General features: G+C 69.4%; 13 protein-coding genes and 1 pseudogene. 11 read left to right on the top strand and 3 right to left on the bottom strand.

The window, feature by feature from the left end; genetic code table 11:
• Together ET526_RS15280 and ET526_RS15275 are read left to right on the top strand one after the other, a co-directional pair.
• Nucleotides 1-633, top strand: a pseudogene (locus ET526_RS15280) (phage tail protein); the annotation flags it as partial.
• A gap of 8 nt (nt 634-641) precedes the next feature.
• Nucleotides 642-2,471, top strand: coding sequence for a glycosyl hydrolase family 28-related protein (locus tag ET526_RS15275; protein ID WP_135468558.1), 1,830 nt, complete (start codon nt 642-644; stop codon nt 2,469-2,471).
• 71 nt (nt 2,472-2,542) lie between these two features.
• On the opposite strand, the gene trxC is transcribed toward ET526_RS15275, so the two are convergent.
• From trxC to ET526_RS15260, 3 genes are all read right to left on the bottom strand, one after another.
• Entirely contained in the window at nt 2,543-2,968 is a 426-nt protein-coding gene (gene trxC / locus ET526_RS15270) for a thioredoxin TrxC (protein WP_135468557.1), read from the bottom strand.
• Between the two features lie 95 nt (nt 2,969-3,063).
• On the bottom strand, nt 3,064-3,885 hold the full coding sequence (locus ET526_RS15265; protein WP_192898702.1) for an SDH family Clp fold serine proteinase: 822 nt from the start codon (nt 3,883-3,885) through the stop codon (nt 3,064-3,066).
• Complete coding sequence (locus tag ET526_RS15260; protein ID WP_135468555.1) at nt 3,885-4,637, bottom strand: rhomboid family intramembrane serine protease; 753 nt, start codon at nt 4,635-4,637, stop codon at nt 3,885-3,887. Before ET526_RS15260 ends, ET526_RS15265 begins: the two co-directional genes overlap by 1 nt.
• Before the next feature lie 409 nt (nt 4,638-5,046).
• On the opposite strand from ET526_RS15260, the gene mbfA reads away from it, so the two are divergent.
• The 9 genes from mbfA to ET526_RS15215 all read left to right on the top strand — a co-directional run bounded on the left by mbfA (nt 5,047) and on the right by ET526_RS15215 (nt 14,660).
• Nucleotides 5,047-6,033, top strand: a complete 987-nt coding sequence (mbfA, locus tag ET526_RS15255) for an iron exporter MbfA (protein WP_135468554.1) — start codon at nt 5,047-5,049, stop codon at nt 6,031-6,033.
• A 40-nt stretch (nt 6,034-6,073) separates the two neighbouring features.
• Nucleotides 6,074-7,198, top strand: a complete 1,125-nt coding sequence (locus ET526_RS15250; protein WP_240048416.1) for a S1C family serine protease — start codon at nt 6,074-6,076, stop codon at nt 7,196-7,198.
• Nucleotides 7,195-7,689, top strand: coding sequence for a phosphate-starvation-inducible PsiE family protein (locus ET526_RS15245; RefSeq protein WP_135468553.1), 495 nt, complete (start codon nt 7,195-7,197; stop codon nt 7,687-7,689). The genes ET526_RS15250 and ET526_RS15245 overlap by 4 nt, the downstream gene beginning before the upstream one ends.
• Nucleotides 7,690-7,770: 81 nt before the next feature.
• A complete protein-coding gene (gene ftsH / locus ET526_RS15240; RefSeq protein WP_135468552.1) occupies nt 7,771-9,645 on the top strand; it encodes an ATP-dependent zinc metalloprotease FtsH in 1,875 nt (624 codons plus the stop codon).
• A complete protein-coding gene (locus tag ET526_RS15235) occupies nt 9,645-12,455 on the top strand; it encodes an ATP-dependent Clp protease ATP-binding subunit (protein ID WP_135468551.1) in 2,811 nt (936 codons plus the stop codon). Before ftsH ends, ET526_RS15235 begins: the two co-directional genes overlap by 1 nt.
• Nucleotides 12,456-12,463: 8 nt before the next feature.
• Entirely contained in the window at nt 12,464-13,036 is a 573-nt protein-coding gene (locus tag ET526_RS15230; protein ID WP_135468550.1) for an NADH dehydrogenase ubiquinone Fe-S protein 4, read from the top strand.
• Between the two features lie 261 nt (nt 13,037-13,297).
• A complete protein-coding gene (locus tag ET526_RS15225) occupies nt 13,298-13,723 on the top strand; it encodes an Hsp20/alpha crystallin family protein (RefSeq protein ID WP_135468549.1) in 426 nt (141 codons plus the stop codon).
• A 14-nt stretch (nt 13,724-13,737) separates the two neighbouring features.
• The gene (locus tag ET526_RS15220) at nt 13,738-14,136 is read left to right on the top strand and encodes an Hsp20/alpha crystallin family protein (RefSeq protein WP_135468548.1); all 399 of its coding nucleotides are present in this window, start codon (nt 13,738-13,740) and stop codon (nt 14,134-14,136) included.
• 20 nt (nt 14,137-14,156) lie between these two features.
• A complete protein-coding gene (locus ET526_RS15215; RefSeq protein WP_135468547.1) occupies nt 14,157-14,660 on the top strand; it encodes an Hsp20/alpha crystallin family protein in 504 nt (167 codons plus the stop codon).
• Nucleotides 14,661-15,167 lie beyond the last annotated feature (507 nt).

Here is a 15,167-nt window from a genome sequence, read left to right as displayed (position 1 = left end):
GCCGAGGAGGACGCGGCGGTGTGGGACTGGAACCCTGCCATCGACGAGCGCGCCACCGGCGGCAGCCCCTCCGTCGTGCTGCCGCAGCCCGGCGTCATCGCCGCGCCGGCGACGATCGCGGTGGAGATGCCGCAGGCGGTCGCCTTCGCGGCCCTCTCGATCGCCTGGGCGCCGGTCGGCTCGGCCTATCTCGCCGGCTACGAGGTGGAGTTCCGGCCTGCCTCGGTCGCCGTATGGCAGGGCTTCGCGGGCGGGGTGAGCGCGGTCTCCGCGACCATCCCCACCACCGAGCCCACCGCCTTCCGGGTGCGGGCCCAGGCGCGCAGCGGCGCCGTCTCTGGCTGGCGCGAGGCGGTCGTCCCGGCCGCGCCATCTGGCCTGGTAGCGACCGGCGTGGTCGGCGGCATCCAGGTCTCCGGCAGCGTCCCGGGCGGCGTGCCCTGCCTCCAGGTGTTCGAGGCCCCGAGCAACGACCTCGCCGCCGCCGCGAAGCTCCCGGCCGAGCCGACCGCACTGCCCTGGACTCGCACCGGCCTCGCCACCGGCCAGGCGCGCTGGCTCTGGCTGCGCGCCGTCTCGCCCGAGGGGAACGTCTCGGCCCTCGCCGGGCCCGTCACCGCCACTGCGCTGTAGGGATCGCCATGCCCGCCCGCATCGACGACATCCTCGTCCTCGACACCGCCGTCTCCAAGACCGGCCTCGCCAAATACCTGCGCGACCGCGAGGCGGTGCTGCCCTCTGACTTCGGGGGATTGGGCGATGGCGTGGCCGACGACACCGCGGCCATCCAGGCAGCCTTCGACCGCGCTGGGGCTGATGGAAAAATGGCGATGATCCCGCCCGGCACCTGGAACGTCTCCGGCACCGTCACGCTGCCGGGCGCCGCGCGCGGCCTGATCATGCAGGGGACCATCCGCTACACCGGGACAGCCCCCACCTCGGTCCTCGTCCTCGGCGACGGCGGCACCACCCGCAACGGCGAGAAGCTCTACACCGGGCTGAACGTTATCCGCGCCGCCCAGTCGGACTGGTCCTCCGAGGCTGACATCGGCATCACGGTCAGGAACGTGGATGCCTCGCAGATTGAGCTGCGCCGGGTGGAGGGCTTCACCATCGGGATGCGCACGCTCGGCGACGGCCGCGGGGTGGAGGACAGCACCTTCACCCTCGGCCGCATCGTCAACAACCGCATCGGCCTCGACATCTGGTGCGCCACCGCCACCGCCTGGAACACCTCCAATCGCTACTACGGCGGGCACTTCGCCCATGCGACGGGCGTGAACGCGAGCCAGGACCGCTTCGGCATCCGGCTCGGCAATGAGCCCGGTGCCTACACCAACCACAACCGGCACGTCTTCGACGCGCCGAACTTCGAGTTGCGTCAGGCCGGCAGCAACCTCGCCATCCCCTTCCTGAACCAGACCTCCGGCAGCGCCATCCACGCCCGCGCCATGCGCATGGAGGCCTGCTCGCCCATCGCCGCCCGCCACACCGCCGGCGCGCAGGATTGCGAGTACGACGTCGCCTGGACCAACACCTACCTGGTCGGCATCGACTACGCGCCCACCGCCAATCGCTGCGGCAACGCCGTGATCAACCGCCACCGGGCGCCGGCCTCGCGCTTCACCCGCTTCCTGGCCGGGGTGGAGAACGTCCGCGCCAAGGCCTTCCGGCACTCGGCGACCGAGATCGGCGTGGAGGGGCTGTGCACCATCGCCACCTCCACCACCGCGGCCACCCTTATCGCGGACTTCTGCTTCAACGGGCTGACCGGCCTGACGCCGACCGCGCGCGGCGTGCAGCTCGCTGCCAACCGCGGCCTCGGCTGGGTGGTGGACGTCACCCAGGCGAAGGAGTTCGCCCTCGCCCATTGGCTCGTCTCCGGCGCCGCCGGCGGGCGGCTCTTCGCCCGCTGCTTCGACGCCGCGGGCCAGATCCGCGAGAACCTGCCGGGCGATGTGCTCGCCTCGCTCACCACCATGCTGTGGAACGCGCCCGCCAAGGGCTGGAACGCCGGTGCGCCGATGGACGACGCCAACCTCAACCGGCGCATGACGCTGCGCTTTGGCCCCGGCGTGGCCTTCGCGCAGCTCGGCGTGGTGGGCTTCGACGGGGTGATCGAGCTCGAGGCGCTCAGGCTCTACGGGCTGCCCGAGGCCGCGCCCGCCATCCTCAACGGCACGCCGACGCTGCCGAACTCCGGGCAGCGGAGCTTCGTCGCGGAGGTCGAGGTGGACCTGCCGAGCCTCGCGCCCGGCGCCGAGCACCTGTTCGACGTGACGCTGCCCGGCGCGCGGCCGGGGGATCCGTGCAGCGCCGCGCTCGCCACATCGAGCCGCTTCGTGCAGGTGGCGGGACATGTATGGACCAACAACACCGTCCGCGTCGTGGCGCGCAATGTGTCGGGCTTCAGCGTGGATCTGCCGTCCGCGACGCTGACGGTGGAGGTTAGGAAGCGCGCCATGGCTTGAGGGATTGATCGCCGCTCAGCCTGGAACCGCTGGCCTCGCAGCCTGAAGGCGGGTCGCCGCCCCGGATGGCATCAGCTCGCACGTGACGTCGCCCAAGCCACGATGTCGCCGGCCGACATGGCGCCGCTTGTGCGCGCGATCTCGCGACCGGACTTGAACAGGATCATGGTCGGGATGCCACGAATGCCGTACCGGCCGGCGATCTCCTGCTCGGCTTCGGTGTCGAGCTTGCCGAGGCGAAAGCGCGGCTCAAGCGTGCGGGCCGCGGCATCGAACTGCGGTCCCATCACCTTGCATGGTCCGCACCAAGCGGCCCAGAAATCGACGAGCAGCGGCGTCTCCGCTGCCGCATGCTTGTCGAAGTTCGCGGTCGTGAGCGTCACCGGCTTGCCCTGGAACAGGGCCGCGCCGCAGCGCCCGCAGCGGGGATTTTCGGACAACCGCTCGGCGGGCACGCGGTTGGTTGAGGCGCAGTCGGGGCAGGCCACGGTCGGCATGGGTCAGGTCCTCGTTCCGGCGATGGGGCAGGGATCGCCTGGTGGGACAGCTTCTGCGGCAGCGCCTCGGCGACTCGACGTGTTGGCACGGCCGGTCATGGCGCCCGTGTCCCGCGCTGACGCGGCTGCGGCAGATACTCCACGCCGCCGCTCTGGCGCCGGACAGGCTGCGGATAGAGCGTCATCAATTCCAGAACCTCATTCGGCATGTCGAGGCTGACCGGCAGGCCCATTCCGCGCGCCTCCTCGGCCGAGATCGGGTAGTCATGCGTCCAGGTGCCGGTGGCGAGCTTAGCCGCCAGGAGCTTCGCCGCGGCCTCATCCATCTTCTCGGTCAGGAGCAGGGCGGCCGCCGCCTCTACCTGGGCGATCGCCTTGCGTCCTACATCGGCCAGGACCAGTGTCTGGTCCTCCACCTCCGCAATGGGCTTCTCGCTCGCCACCTTCACGATGGAAGCCGCGGGCATGCCCCCCAGTTGCGGGTCGATCGGGCCCAGCACGGAATGGCGGCACATGACGATCTCGTCCGCCGCGAGCGCGATCAGCGTGCCGCCTGACATCGCGTAATGCGGCACGAACACCGTCACCTTGCCCTTGTGTCCCTGGATCGCGCGCGCGATCTGCGTCGCCGCAAGCACAAGCCCGCCCGGCGTGTGCAGCACGATGTCGAGCGGCACGTCATCATCGGTGAGCTGGATCGCGCGCAGAACCTCCTCGCTGTCGTGCACATCGATGTAGCGCATCAGCGGGAAGCCAAGCAGGCTCATCGTCTCCTGCCTGTGCACAAGGAGGATAACGCGGCTGCCGCGCGTCTTCTCGATCTGCGCGATCTTGCGCACCCGCATCGCCTCCATGAGGCGGCGCTGCAGCACTGGCTGAAGTGCCGAGAGAATGAAGAACAACCACAGGAGATCCATCACCGCCACGGGCCTCGTCCTCCGCTGCGCCGGCCGTCCGGCATGAAGCCGTAAATCCCCTCGTCGCGATAGTAGGGACGTTGTTCAGCCCGTCGCCGGCGCGTGGCCGGCGCCAGGATCCAGCCGGCGACGAAGCCACCGATATGCGCCCACCAGGCGATGCCGCCGCTTTCCGTCTGCTGCCCGAGCGCAAGCACACCCGGCACGATCTGCAGGACGAGCCAGAGCATGGCAAAAGCCACGGCGCTGACTTCAAGGAAAAGGGGAATGAACAGGACCGGCACGATCAGGACGAGGCGTGCTGCCGGGAACAGCCGCGCATAGCAGCCGATGACCCCGGCAATCGCACCCGAGGCGCCGAGCGCCGGCACCACGGAGTCCGGATTGGCGAACGCGTGAGCGATGCCGGCGGCAAGGCCACAGGCAATGTAGAACAAGAGGAACCGCAGCGGCCCCAGCCGGTCCTCGACCGCGGGGCCGAAGATCCAAAGTGTCCACATGTTGAGCAGCAGATGCAGCCAGCCAGCGTGGAGGAACATGTTGGTCAGGAAGGCGATCCACTCGCCCGGCATGGCGCCAGCATGCCTGCCGAGGAAGCGCACCGGCACCAGAGCGTAGTCGCGCAGGAAGGGCTCCAGCAAGGAGGGTGGCAGGCTTGACTGATAGAGGAAGCCGAGGACGCAGGCGGCGACCAGGAGCCAGACCACCACCGGCGGGGAACGCGTCGCGACCGTATCCTGCCAGGGCAGCATGGGCGTGTTCCATTAGAGGGGCATGCGGGATTCGGGATGAAAGCGCTGCCGCCGCACGTCACACCCCGAGTCCGCACTACAATGATGCCCATTTTTCCAAGCGACGTCATGCCGTCGCGCTGCCGACCTGTCGGGCGAGCGTCCCGGCACGGCTTTTCGCCGGCCGGGCCCTTCGATCGGGGCCGGGGCTCGCCGCCGGGGCTGGTTCCGGGTCCGGAGGACGTCATCCCGACGACCCGAGGCCTTGACCCCAGGTGGGGGCCGCGAGGTCGAGTGAGGACGCCGCCCGACCCCGCCGGCCCGCAAGGCGCCGCAAACATGCGGACCGGCTCACCGACGCCCTCGCGCAGGGGAGCGGCGAAGCTTATGGTGCGTCGCAATCCTGCGACGCGGTAAGCCAGAACGAGCCATGCGCCTGATCCCCCGGCCGGTCTTCGGCCGTCGCCGCTTCGACAGCCTCACGCCGCAGGAGATCCTGGCGCTGGCCATCGCCTCCGAGGAGGAGGATGCGCGCATCTACGCGCTCTACGCCCGGCGCCTGCGCGAGTCGTATCCGGCGACCGCGCGCATCTTCGAGGCGATGGCGGCCACGGAGGACGAGCACCGCCGCCGGCTGATCGAGCTCTACCGTTCCCGCTTCGGCGATCTGATCGTGCCGATCCGGCGCGAGCACGTGGCCGACTTCTATGCGCGCCGGCCTGTCTGGCTGATGGAGACGCTTTCCCTCGACCGCATCCGCGCCGAGGCGCTCGCCATGGAGCGGGAGGCCGAGGCCTTCTACCGCGCCGCGGCCGCGCGCGCGACGGATGCCGGGACGCGCAGGCTGCTCGGCGACCTCGCGGCGGAGGAAGTGCGGCACGAGAGCGACGTCGAGGCGATGGCCGCCGAACTCGCGCTCAGCGGCGCGGCGAGCGAGGAGAGCCTGGCGGCGCGCCGGCAGTTCGTGCTCACCTGGGTGCAGCCCGGCCTCGCGGGGCTGATGGACGGCTCGGTCTCGACGCTGGCGCCGATCTTCGCCACCGCCTTCGCCACCCAGGATCCCTGGACGACCTTCCTCGTCGGGCTTTCCGCCTCGGTCGGCGCCGGGATCTCGATGGGCTTCACCGAGGCGGCGCATGACGACGGGAAGCTCTCGGGCCGCGGCGCACCCTGGAAGCGAGGGCTCGCCTCCGGCGTCATGACGGCGCTCGGCGGCCTCGGGCACGCGCTGCCCTATCTGATCCCGCATTTCTGGACGGCGACGGCGATCGCGATCGCGATCGTCTTCATCGAGCTCTGGGCGATCGCCTGGATCCAGAACCGCTACATGGAGACGCCGATGGGCCGCGCCGTGTTCCAGGTGGTGCTCGGGGGCGGCCTCGTGCTCGCCGCGGGCATCCTGATCGGCAGCGGCTGAGCGGCGCGCCTGCCCGAGCGACAGAGGAGATGTGCGTGCCTTGACCGAAGGACGTTTCCTGTTCCGGACCCTCCTGCTCCTGCTGGTGGGCCTGGTCCTGATGACCGCCTGGCAGAGCATCCCGCTGATCCAGGCGGAGTTCCTGGCAGGCCGGGCCGAGCCGCGGGTGGTGACCCCGCGCGGCGACCTCGCGGCCGACGAGCAGGCCACCATCGCGCTGTTCGAGCAGGCCCGCGGCTCGGTCGTGTTCATCGCCACCACGGAGCGGCTGTTCAATCCCTGGACCCGCAACGCGCTGCAGGTGCCGCGCGGCACCGGCTCCGGCTTCGTGTGGGACAATCTCGGCCATGTGGTGACGAACGACCATGTGATCGCCGGCGCCTCCGGGGCCACGGTGCGGCTGGCCGACGGCCGGGCCTTCAACGCCGTGCTGGTGGGCACGAGCCCCGCGCACGACCTCGCGGTGCTGCGCATCGGCGTGGGTGCCGGCCGGCCGGAGCCGTTGCCGATCGGCACCAGCCACGATCTGCGCGTCGGCCAGAAGGTCTTCGCCATCGGGAACCCGTTCGGCCTGGACTGGACGCTGACGACGGGCATCGTCTCCGCGCTCAACCGCGAGCTCCCGACCGAGACGGGGGCGGTGATCGAACGGTTGATCCAGACCGACGCCGCGATCAACCCCGGCAACTCCGGCGGCCCGCTGCTCGACTCGGCAGGGCGCCTGATCGGGGTGAACACGGCGATCTACAGCCCCTCCGGCGCCTCGGCGGGCATCGGCTTCGCGGTGCCGGTGGACACGGTGAACCGCGTGGTGCCGCGCCTGATCGCCCAGGGGCGCTACATCCGTCCCTCGCTCGGCATCCGGACGGAGGAGCAGCTCAACGCCGCGCTCTCGGCACGGCTCGGCATCCAGGGGGTCTTCGTGCTCGAGGTGGAGCCAGGATCGGCGGCCGAGCGTGCGGGCATCCGGCCCGCGCGCCTCGGGCGCGAAGCGGGGTTCCAGACGGGCGACGTGATCGTCAGCCTCGCCGGCCGGCCGGTGCGGCGGGTGGCCGACCTGCTTGCCGCGCTCGACCGCCACGCGCCGGGCGATGCCGTCTCCGTGACCGTCCTGCGCGATGGGGCTACCGTCGAGCTGACCGTGATCCTGGATGCCGGCCAATGACAGATCGGCGACAGAATCTAACCGGCTATGCGCTGTGGCGAAGCCTGACGTTCTACGAGAAGTTCGAGCAGAGCGTCGTCTTCGTTTTGACGTTGCTCATCGCGTTGATCGTCCTCGCGGCACTGTGGCACCTTGGAGTGCTCGTGGTCGTTTCGCTTCTGCTGGTTGATGTCTTCGATCCCATCGATCCGGCGGTGTTCCAGACCGTCTTCGGCGCCATCTTCACCGTCGTCATCGCGCTCGAGTTCAAGCGCTCGCTGCTGGTGGTGGTCGAGCGGCGCTTCGGCATCGTCCAGGTGAGGGTGGTGGTGATGATCGCCATGCTGGCGGTGGTCCGGAAGTTCATCATCCTCGATCTGGGCCAGACCGAGGCTCTGAAGGTCCTGGCCCTTGGAGCCGCCATGCTGGCGCTCGGTGTCGTGTATTGGCTGGTGCGCGATCAGGACCGGCGCGAAGCGGAAACGGCAGCTTCGAACGTGGACGAGCGATGACATCTGCATGCGGCTGGTGAAGCCGCTTGTGTGGGAGGTCCTTTCCTGTTTTGATAACTCGCTGGCAGTTGAGACGCGGCCATGAACCGGGAGCACCAGTTCAACATCTGGTACTGGATCGCGGCCCTGCTGCTGATCCTCGTGTTTCAGGGCTGGTGGCAGAGCTCCACCGTCACCGAGCGGATTCCCTATTCGCGTTTCCTCGAACTGCTTGAGCAGGATCGCATCGCCGAAGTCCAGGTCCGCCCGGATTCCATCATCGGCCGTTACCGAGAGCCGATCGAGGGGCGAAGCCAGTTCATCACCACCATCGTGCCGGAGGAGCTGACTCGCCGCCTCGAACGCTCCACCGCCCGCTACGACGGCACCATCCAGAACACCTTCTTCGCCACCGTCCTCTCCTGGGTGCTGCCCGCGCTCGTCTTCTTCGGCGTCTGGATGTTCCTCTTCCGCCACCTCGCCGAGCGGCAGGGCTTCGGCGGGCTCATGGCGGTCGGCAAGTCCAGGGCCAAGGTCTATGTCGAGAAGGATACCGGCGTCACCTTCGACGACGTGGCCGGGATCGACGAGGCGAAGGCCGAACTGCGCGAGATCGTGGACTTCCTCAAGGCACCGGAGAAATACGGCCGCCTCGGCGCGCGCATCCCGAAGGGCATCCTGCTGGTCGGCCCGCCGGGTACCGGCAAGACGCTGGTCGCGCGCGCCGTGGCGGGGGAGGCCGGCGTGCCCTTCTTCTCCATCTCCGGCTCCGAGTTCGTGGAGATGTTCGTCGGCGTGGGCGCTGCCCGGGTGCGCGACCTCTTCGAGCAGGCGCGCAAGGCGGCGCCCTGCATCATCTTCATCGACGAACTCGACGCGCTGGGCCGGCGCCGCAGCGCCGGGGCCCTCGGCGGCGGGCACGACGAGAAGGAGCAGACGCTAAACCAGCTCCTGACCGAGCTCGACGGCTTCGATCCGCGCGACGGGATCGTCCTGCTCGCCGCCACCAACCGCCCCGAGATCCTCGATCCCGCCCTGCTGCGGGCCGGGCGCTTCGACCGGCAGGTCGTGGTGGACCGGCCGGACAAGTCGGGCCGCGCCGCCATCCTGCGCGTGCATCTCAAGAAGGTGAAGCACGCGGGGCTCGACGTCGAACAGATCGCCGCCCTCACCCCTGGCTTCTCGGGCGCGGAGCTCGCCAACCTCGTGAACGAGGCGGCGATCCAGGCCACACGGCGCGGCGCCGAGGCCGTGACCATGGCCGATGTCACCGCCGCGATCGAGCGCATCGTCGCCGGCCTCGAGCGGAAGGGGCGCGTGCTGAACCCGAAGGAGCGCGAGGCGGTCGCGATCCACGAGATGGGCCATGCGCTCGCCGCCGCCTCCCTGCCCGGGGCCGATCCGGTGCACAAGGTCTCGATCATCCCGCGCTCGATCGGCGCGCTCGGCTACACCATGACCCGGCCGACTGAGGACCGCTTCCTCATCACCCGGCGCGACCTCGAGAACCGGATGGTGGTGCTGCTCGCCGGCCGTGCCGCCGAGGAGCTCGTTCTCGGGGAGATCTCCACCGGGGCGGCCGATGATCTTGCGCGCGTGACCGACATCGCGCGGCAGATCGTCACGCGCTTCGGCATGCATCCCTCGCTCGGGCAGGCGGTGCTGGAGCCGGAGCGGCAGAGCTTCCTCGGCGACGGGCTACCCGCTCTCACGCCGCGGGATTATTCCGAGACCACCGCGCGCGAGGTGGACGTCGCGGTGCGCGACCTGATCGAGCAGGCTTATGCGCACGCCAAGGCCTTGCTTGCCAAGCGCCGGGCCGATCTCGAGGCCGGAACGCGGCTGCTGCTGGAGCGCGAGACGATCACGCCCGAGGACTTCCCGCCGCTGCGGCAGGCCGATGCGGGCGAGGGTGGCAAACCTGGAACGGTAGAATCCGTTGTCGCGGCGGTGGATCGCGAGAAGGAGCGGACGTGATGGACGGCAAATGCGATGTCTGTGGCCGGCCGGCGACGGTGCGCGTGCGCGCTGTGATGAATGGCGAGCGGCAGGATCTCGAGCTTTGTGACGCGCACTATCGTGACATGCTGCGCCGGCAGGGTCGCACGGCCTCGCCGCTGGAATCGCTCTTCGGCCGCCATGGAAGTCTGTTCGAGGAGTTCTTCGGCGACCGCCCCTTCGGCAGCCTGCTCGGCGGCTTCGGCGGCGCGCCACGCGCGGGGGAGGAGGACGAGGAGGTCGTCGACGCGACCTTCGGCGAGGCGCCTGCCGCCCCCTCGCCGCGGCGTGGCGGCCAGCGCGCGGCGGCGCGGCGCCGCGGCGGCCGGCTCGCCGAGCGCATCAGCGACCAGGCGGAGAGGCTGCTCCAGGAAGCCGCGCGCCACGCCTCCGAGATGGGGCGGGCCGAGGTGGACACCGAACACCTACTGCTGGCCTTGACCGGCTCGGATGTGGTCAAGACGGTGCTCGGCCAGTTCAAGATCTCCACGGAGCAGCTCCGCACCCAGATCGAGCAGGAGGCGAAGCGCGGCGACAAGCCGCATGAGGGCGAGGCCGGCGTCGCGCCCCGCGTCAAGGACGCGCTGAGCCGCGCCTTCACCGCCTCGACCGACATGGGCCATTCCTATGTCGGGCCCGAGCATCTGCTGATCGGTCTCGCCGAGGAAGGCGAGGGGCTGGCGGCCAACATCCTGCGCAAGCTCGGCCTCACGCCGCAGGCGCTGCGCCAGCAGGTCGCCCGCGTGGTCGGCAAGGAGGGCGCGGAGGAGGGCCGCGCCGAAGCGCCGAGCAACACGCCCGAACTCGACAAATATTCGCGCGACCTGACGAAGATGGCGCGCGACGGCAAGCTCGACCCCGTCATCGGCCGGGCGCAGGAGATCGAGACGACGATCGAGATCCTCGCCCGCCGCAAGAAGAACAACCCCGTGCTGATCGGCGAGCCGGGCGTGGGCAAGACCGCGATCGTGGAAGGTCTCGCGCAGCGGATCGTGGATGGCGAGGTGCCAGAGGCACTGCGCGGCAAGCGGCTGGTGGAGCTCAACATCAACTCGATGGTCGCCGGCTCGAAATACCGCGGTGAGTTCGAGGAGCGGGTGCAGAAGATCCTCAAGGAGGTGACCGAGCACCAGGGAGAGATGATCCTCTTCATCGACGAGATCCACACCATCGTCGGCGCCGGCCAGGGCGGCGGGGAAGGCGGGCTCGACATCGCCAACGTGTTCAAGCCGATGCTCGCGCGCGGCGAGCTGAACCTGATCGGCGCCACCACGCTGAACGAGTACCAGAAGCACATCGAGAAGGACGCGGCGCTGGAGCGGCGCTTCCAGCCGGTGATGGTGGCCGAGCCGACGGTGGCGCAGGCGATCATGATCCTGCGCGGCCTGCGCGACACCTTCGAGGCGCACCACAAGGTGACGATCACCGACGAGGCGATCATCGCCGCCGCCGAGCTCTCCGACCGCTTCATCCAGGGCCGCTTCCTGCCTGACAAGGCGATCGACCTGATTGACCAGGCGGCGGCGCGGGTGAAGCTCTCAGCCACCGCGCGCCCGGTCGAGGTGCAGGAGATCGAGGCGGAACTGCACCAGCTCAAGCGCGAGCAGGACTATGCCGCCTCCCGCAAGCAGTTCGAGAAGGCCGCCGAGATCGGCAAGCAGATCGCGGCGAAGGAGGCTCGCCTGAAGGAGCTGGTCGAGGCCTGGGAGAAGGACCGCGCCACCGGCTCGGCCGAGGTGCGGGCGAGCCATGTGGCGCAGATCGTCTCCAAGCTCACCGGCATCCCGGTCAGCGAGCTCACGGAGGCCGAGCGCGAGAAGCTGCTGAAGATGGAGGAGCGTCTGCACCAACGGGTGATCGGGCAGGAGCAGGCGATCAAGGCGGTCTCGGACGCCGTGCGGCTGGCGCGTGCGGGCCTGCGCGAGGGCTCGAAGCCGGTCGCCACCTTCCTCTTCCTCGGGCCCACGGGGGTGGGAAAGACCGAGCTCGCCAAGGCGCTGGCCGAGGTGGTCTATGGCGACGAGGGTGCGCTGCTGCGCATCGACATGTCGGAATACATGGAGAAGCACGCGGTAGCCCGCCTGATCGGGGCGCCGCCGGGCTATGTCGGCTATGATGAGGGCGGGCAGCTCACCGAGAAGGTGCGCCGCAAGCCCTATTCGGTGATCCTGCTCGACGAGATCGAGAAGGCGCACCCGGATGTCTACAACGTGCTGCTGCAGGTCTTCGACGATGGGCGGCTCACCGACGGCAAGGGGCGGGTGGTAGACTTCACCAACACTATCATCATCGCGACTTCCAACCTCGGCTCCGATCGAATCCAGAAGCGTCTGCATCTTCGCGGCACCGCGGCCGAGCAGCCGGAGAAGCTCAAGGAGGAGCTGATGGAGGTGCTGCGCGGGCACTTCCGGCCGGAGTTCCTGAACCGCATCGACGAGATCATTGTCTTCCACGCGCTCTCGAAGGCGGAGATCCGCCAGATCGTGCTGCTGCAGCTCGAGCGGGTGAAGCGCACCGCGGCGAGCCAGGGCGTCACGGTCGAGTTCGACGACAGCCTGGTCGAGATGCTCGCCGCCGAAGGTTATCGCCCCGAGTACGGGGCGCGCGAGCTCAAGCGCCAGATCCGCAGCTTGGTCGAGACGCGGCTCGCGCGCGCCATGCTGGGCGGCGAAGTGGCGAAGGGTGACACGATCCGGCTTCGCTGGGATGCGACGGCCGAGCAGGTCGTGATCGAGGCGGCGGCGAAACCCAGCGGGGATGACGCCAAGGCCGCCGAAGCGGCCCAGTAGGCGGCATCATGACGAGCGGGACGCCCCCGGCCGATGCGAGCGGCTCCGCCGCGGTGAGCGGCGCGTCCGGAACGCGGCTGGGCGTCGCGCCGGACGCGGGCATGCGGCGCCCCGTTCCCGTTATGCCGGGCGGAGGGATGGCTGCGCCGTATGGCGGCCCGCCAAAGGTCCGGATCCACCAGCCGGGCCGGTCGGTCACCCAATCCGCATCCGGCCGGAGCCGATGGGTGCTGGAGTTCCTGCCGGCCGAGGCGCCCGGCCGGAACCTCACGGTGCGCCGGGCTCCGGCCAGCGATCCCCTCGCGCATCTGCGGATCGAGTTTCCCGATCGGATGAGCGCGATCGCCTTCGCGGAGCGACACGGCTGGCCCTACGAAGTGGACGAGCCGCCGCCGAGGCGCATCCGCTACAGGAGCTATGCCGACCAACTCCGATACGACCTCGGTGATGCCATCGGACGCGTCTTGCCCTGGGTTGGGGCGGGCAACGGCGAGTCCCGACCCGATCCGGTCGAGGAGGCGAGCCTCGAGTCCTTCCCGGCCAGCGATCCGCCTGGCTGGACAGGGGTGAGGCTCGCTTGAGCCGCTCGCCCCACATCCCGATGCCGTCTCATCCTGCCGGTGCCAAGCCGGGAGGCGACGGTGATGCCGTTGGCCGGCATGGCGGGGCCGGCCTTGCGCAGCAGCCACGGCAGTCGATGCCACGCGAGGGCCGGGGCGGACCTGGCTGGTCCAGCCGGCGGCGCCGCGCGATCTCCACGCCTGCCTTCGGCCGCTCGCGGATCTTCTCCCGGACGGCCGTTCACCAGGGGACGCGCCGCGTCCCGCAACCAGGAGGAGCCGATGTTGCATCCACTGACGCTCTACCGTGCCGATCCCTTCGCGTTGCTGCGACGCTTCGGCGAGACGCTCGATCGCATGCCGTTCGGGACCGCCGCCCCGGCCTTTCCGCCCCTGAATCTCTGGCAGAACGAGGCGGCGGTGGCGATCGTTGCCGAAGTCCCGGGTGTGGCGCCGGAGGACATCGAGATCACGGTCAAGGACGACGTGCTGACCATCGCCGGCCAGCGCCAGCCGCCCGGTTTGCCGCAGGGCGCCGTCTGGCACCGGCGCGAGCGCGCCTTCGGCCGCTTCACCCGCATCGTCCGCCTGCCCTTCTCAGTCGATCCGTCGCAGGTCGAGGCCCGGTTCGCGAACGGCGTGCTCACCATCGCCCTGCAGCGTCCCGAGGACCAACGTCCGCGCCGGATCGAGATCAAGGCCGGTTGAGAGGAGCGACACCGATGAATGCCGAAGCCGAAGCCGGCGCTGTCTCCCCGGCGGCCACGGGGGCCGAGCCGACCCGCAACGTGCGCATCTGGCGCCCGCTCACCGATGTCGTGGAGACGGCAGAGGGCATCGTGCTGATGATGGAGATGCCGGGGGTGGTCGCCGACGACGTCGACATCACGCTGGAGCGGCGAGTGCTCACCGTGCGCGGCCGCGGGAGCAGCCCGCAGCCCGATCGCTTCCGGCTCGTCCACCTCGAGTTCGAGCCGGGGGACTACGAGCGCAGCTTCGTCCTGTCGGAAGACTTCGATGCCGCGCGCATCGAGGCCGTGCTGAAGGACGGTGTGCTGACGTTGAGGCTGCCTCGCGCGGCCGAGGTGCAGCCCAGCAAGATCCAGGTCAGGGCCGCCTGAGCGGCAACGGAGAGGATGTCATGCAGATCAAGGATCTGATCCCATGGGCCCGAAAGGGTGACCAGCCCGAGCAGAAGACCTCCGAGCAGAGCCCGATCGCGGCGCTGCAGCGGGAGATGAACCAGGTCTTCGAGAACTTCATGAACCGCTTCGGCAAGCCGCTGGCGGGGTTTGAATGGCCCTGGGGCCAGAGCGAGGCGAAATCGGACGTGGTGCAGACCGACAACGCCGTCGAGATCTCCATCGAGCTTCCGGGCATGGAGATGAAGGATATCGACGTGACGGTCGGCGACGATGTCCTGACGGTAAAGGGAGAGAAGCGCATCGAGCGGCAGGAGGAGAAGAAGGGCTACTACCTCTCCGAACGCAGCTACGGGGCCATCTACCGCGCCATCCCGCTGCCGCCCGGCGTCGATGGCAGCAAGGCGGAGGCGACCTTCAAGAACGGGGTGCTGACGATCCGGCTGCCGCAAACGCCGGAGGCCCAGGCCAAGGTCAAGCGGATCGAGGTGAAACAAGGCTGATCATCGCCAGGGGTGGCGCGCGGGAGACCGCTGGGCCCGCGCTGCCATCCGCCGAGCGAGATGGGGCCCACCTGCGGACTGACGCGCCGCATCAGGACGGTTCTGCCGACCAGTAGCGCACGGGGAAGAACACCGAGCGATGTGCAGCGGTGGCCACCGCGAGCGAAAAGAAGACGCCGCTTGCAGATGACCAGCGAATTTCGTTCCCCGGTTCCCACCGCTGCTCCAGTCGCCGCTTCCTTCAATTCTCTCCGCCAGGGTCGCCGCCGCGCTGGGGCGCAGGTTTGGCCGGGGTTTGCGCGGTGGGGTTGATAATTCGTAGGCGCAACGAGCGGCTTTTGGTTCTCTCTCTCCGCGCTTTTCTCTCCGGACCTTGGGACTTGGCCGCTTTAGTCTACAAGGGGCAGGTCCCTGATTTCCCATCGCTTTGAGGCGGACAGGGCTGTTCGGGTTCGGCAATCCCACCGCCCGGGCAATCGCCGCGACCCGCTGAACGCCTCGCCTTGT

The organism is Crenalkalicoccus roseus (assembly GCF_004761865.1).
In the GTDB taxonomy this organism is placed as follows: domain Bacteria; phylum Pseudomonadota; class Alphaproteobacteria; order Acetobacterales; family Acetobacteraceae; genus Crenalkalicoccus; species Crenalkalicoccus roseus.
This window is presented reverse-complemented; position numbering and strand designations above follow the sequence as displayed.

Excerpts from the sequence above, each read along its gene's own strand:
- ET526_RS15235 (WP_135468551.1), top strand. The coding sequence starts at position 9,645 with ATGGACGGCAAATGCGATGTCTGTGGCCGGCCGGCGACGGTGCGCGTG.
- mbfA (WP_135468554.1), top strand. The coding sequence starts at position 5,047 with ATGCGCCTGATCCCCCGGCCGGTCTTCGGCCGTCGCCGCTTCGACAGC.
- ET526_RS15220 (WP_135468548.1), top strand. The coding sequence starts at position 13,738 with ATGAATGCCGAAGCCGAAGCCGGCGCTGTCTCCCCGGCGGCCACGGGG.
- ET526_RS15230 (WP_135468550.1), top strand. The coding sequence starts at position 12,464 with ATGACGAGCGGGACGCCCCCGGCCGATGCGAGCGGCTCCGCCGCGGTG.
- trxC (WP_135468557.1), bottom strand. The coding sequence starts at position 2,968 with ATGCCGACCGTGGCCTGCCCCGACTGCGCCTCAACCAACCGCGTGCCC.
- ET526_RS15265 (WP_192898702.1), bottom strand. The coding sequence starts at position 3,885 with ATGGATCTCCTGTGGTTGTTCTTCATTCTCTCGGCACTTCAGCCAGTG.
- ET526_RS15275 (WP_135468558.1), top strand. The coding sequence starts at position 642 with ATGCCCGCCCGCATCGACGACATCCTCGTCCTCGACACCGCCGTCTCC.
- ftsH (WP_135468552.1), top strand. The coding sequence starts at position 7,771 with ATGAACCGGGAGCACCAGTTCAACATCTGGTACTGGATCGCGGCCCTG.
- ET526_RS15245 (WP_135468553.1), top strand. The coding sequence starts at position 7,195 with ATGACAGATCGGCGACAGAATCTAACCGGCTATGCGCTGTGGCGAAGC.
- ET526_RS15215 (WP_135468547.1), top strand. The coding sequence starts at position 14,157 with ATGCAGATCAAGGATCTGATCCCATGGGCCCGAAAGGGTGACCAGCCC.
- ET526_RS15225 (WP_135468549.1), top strand. The coding sequence starts at position 13,298 with ATGTTGCATCCACTGACGCTCTACCGTGCCGATCCCTTCGCGTTGCTG.
- ET526_RS15260 (WP_135468555.1), bottom strand. The coding sequence starts at position 4,637 with ATGCTGCCCTGGCAGGATACGGTCGCGACGCGTTCCCCGCCGGTGGTG.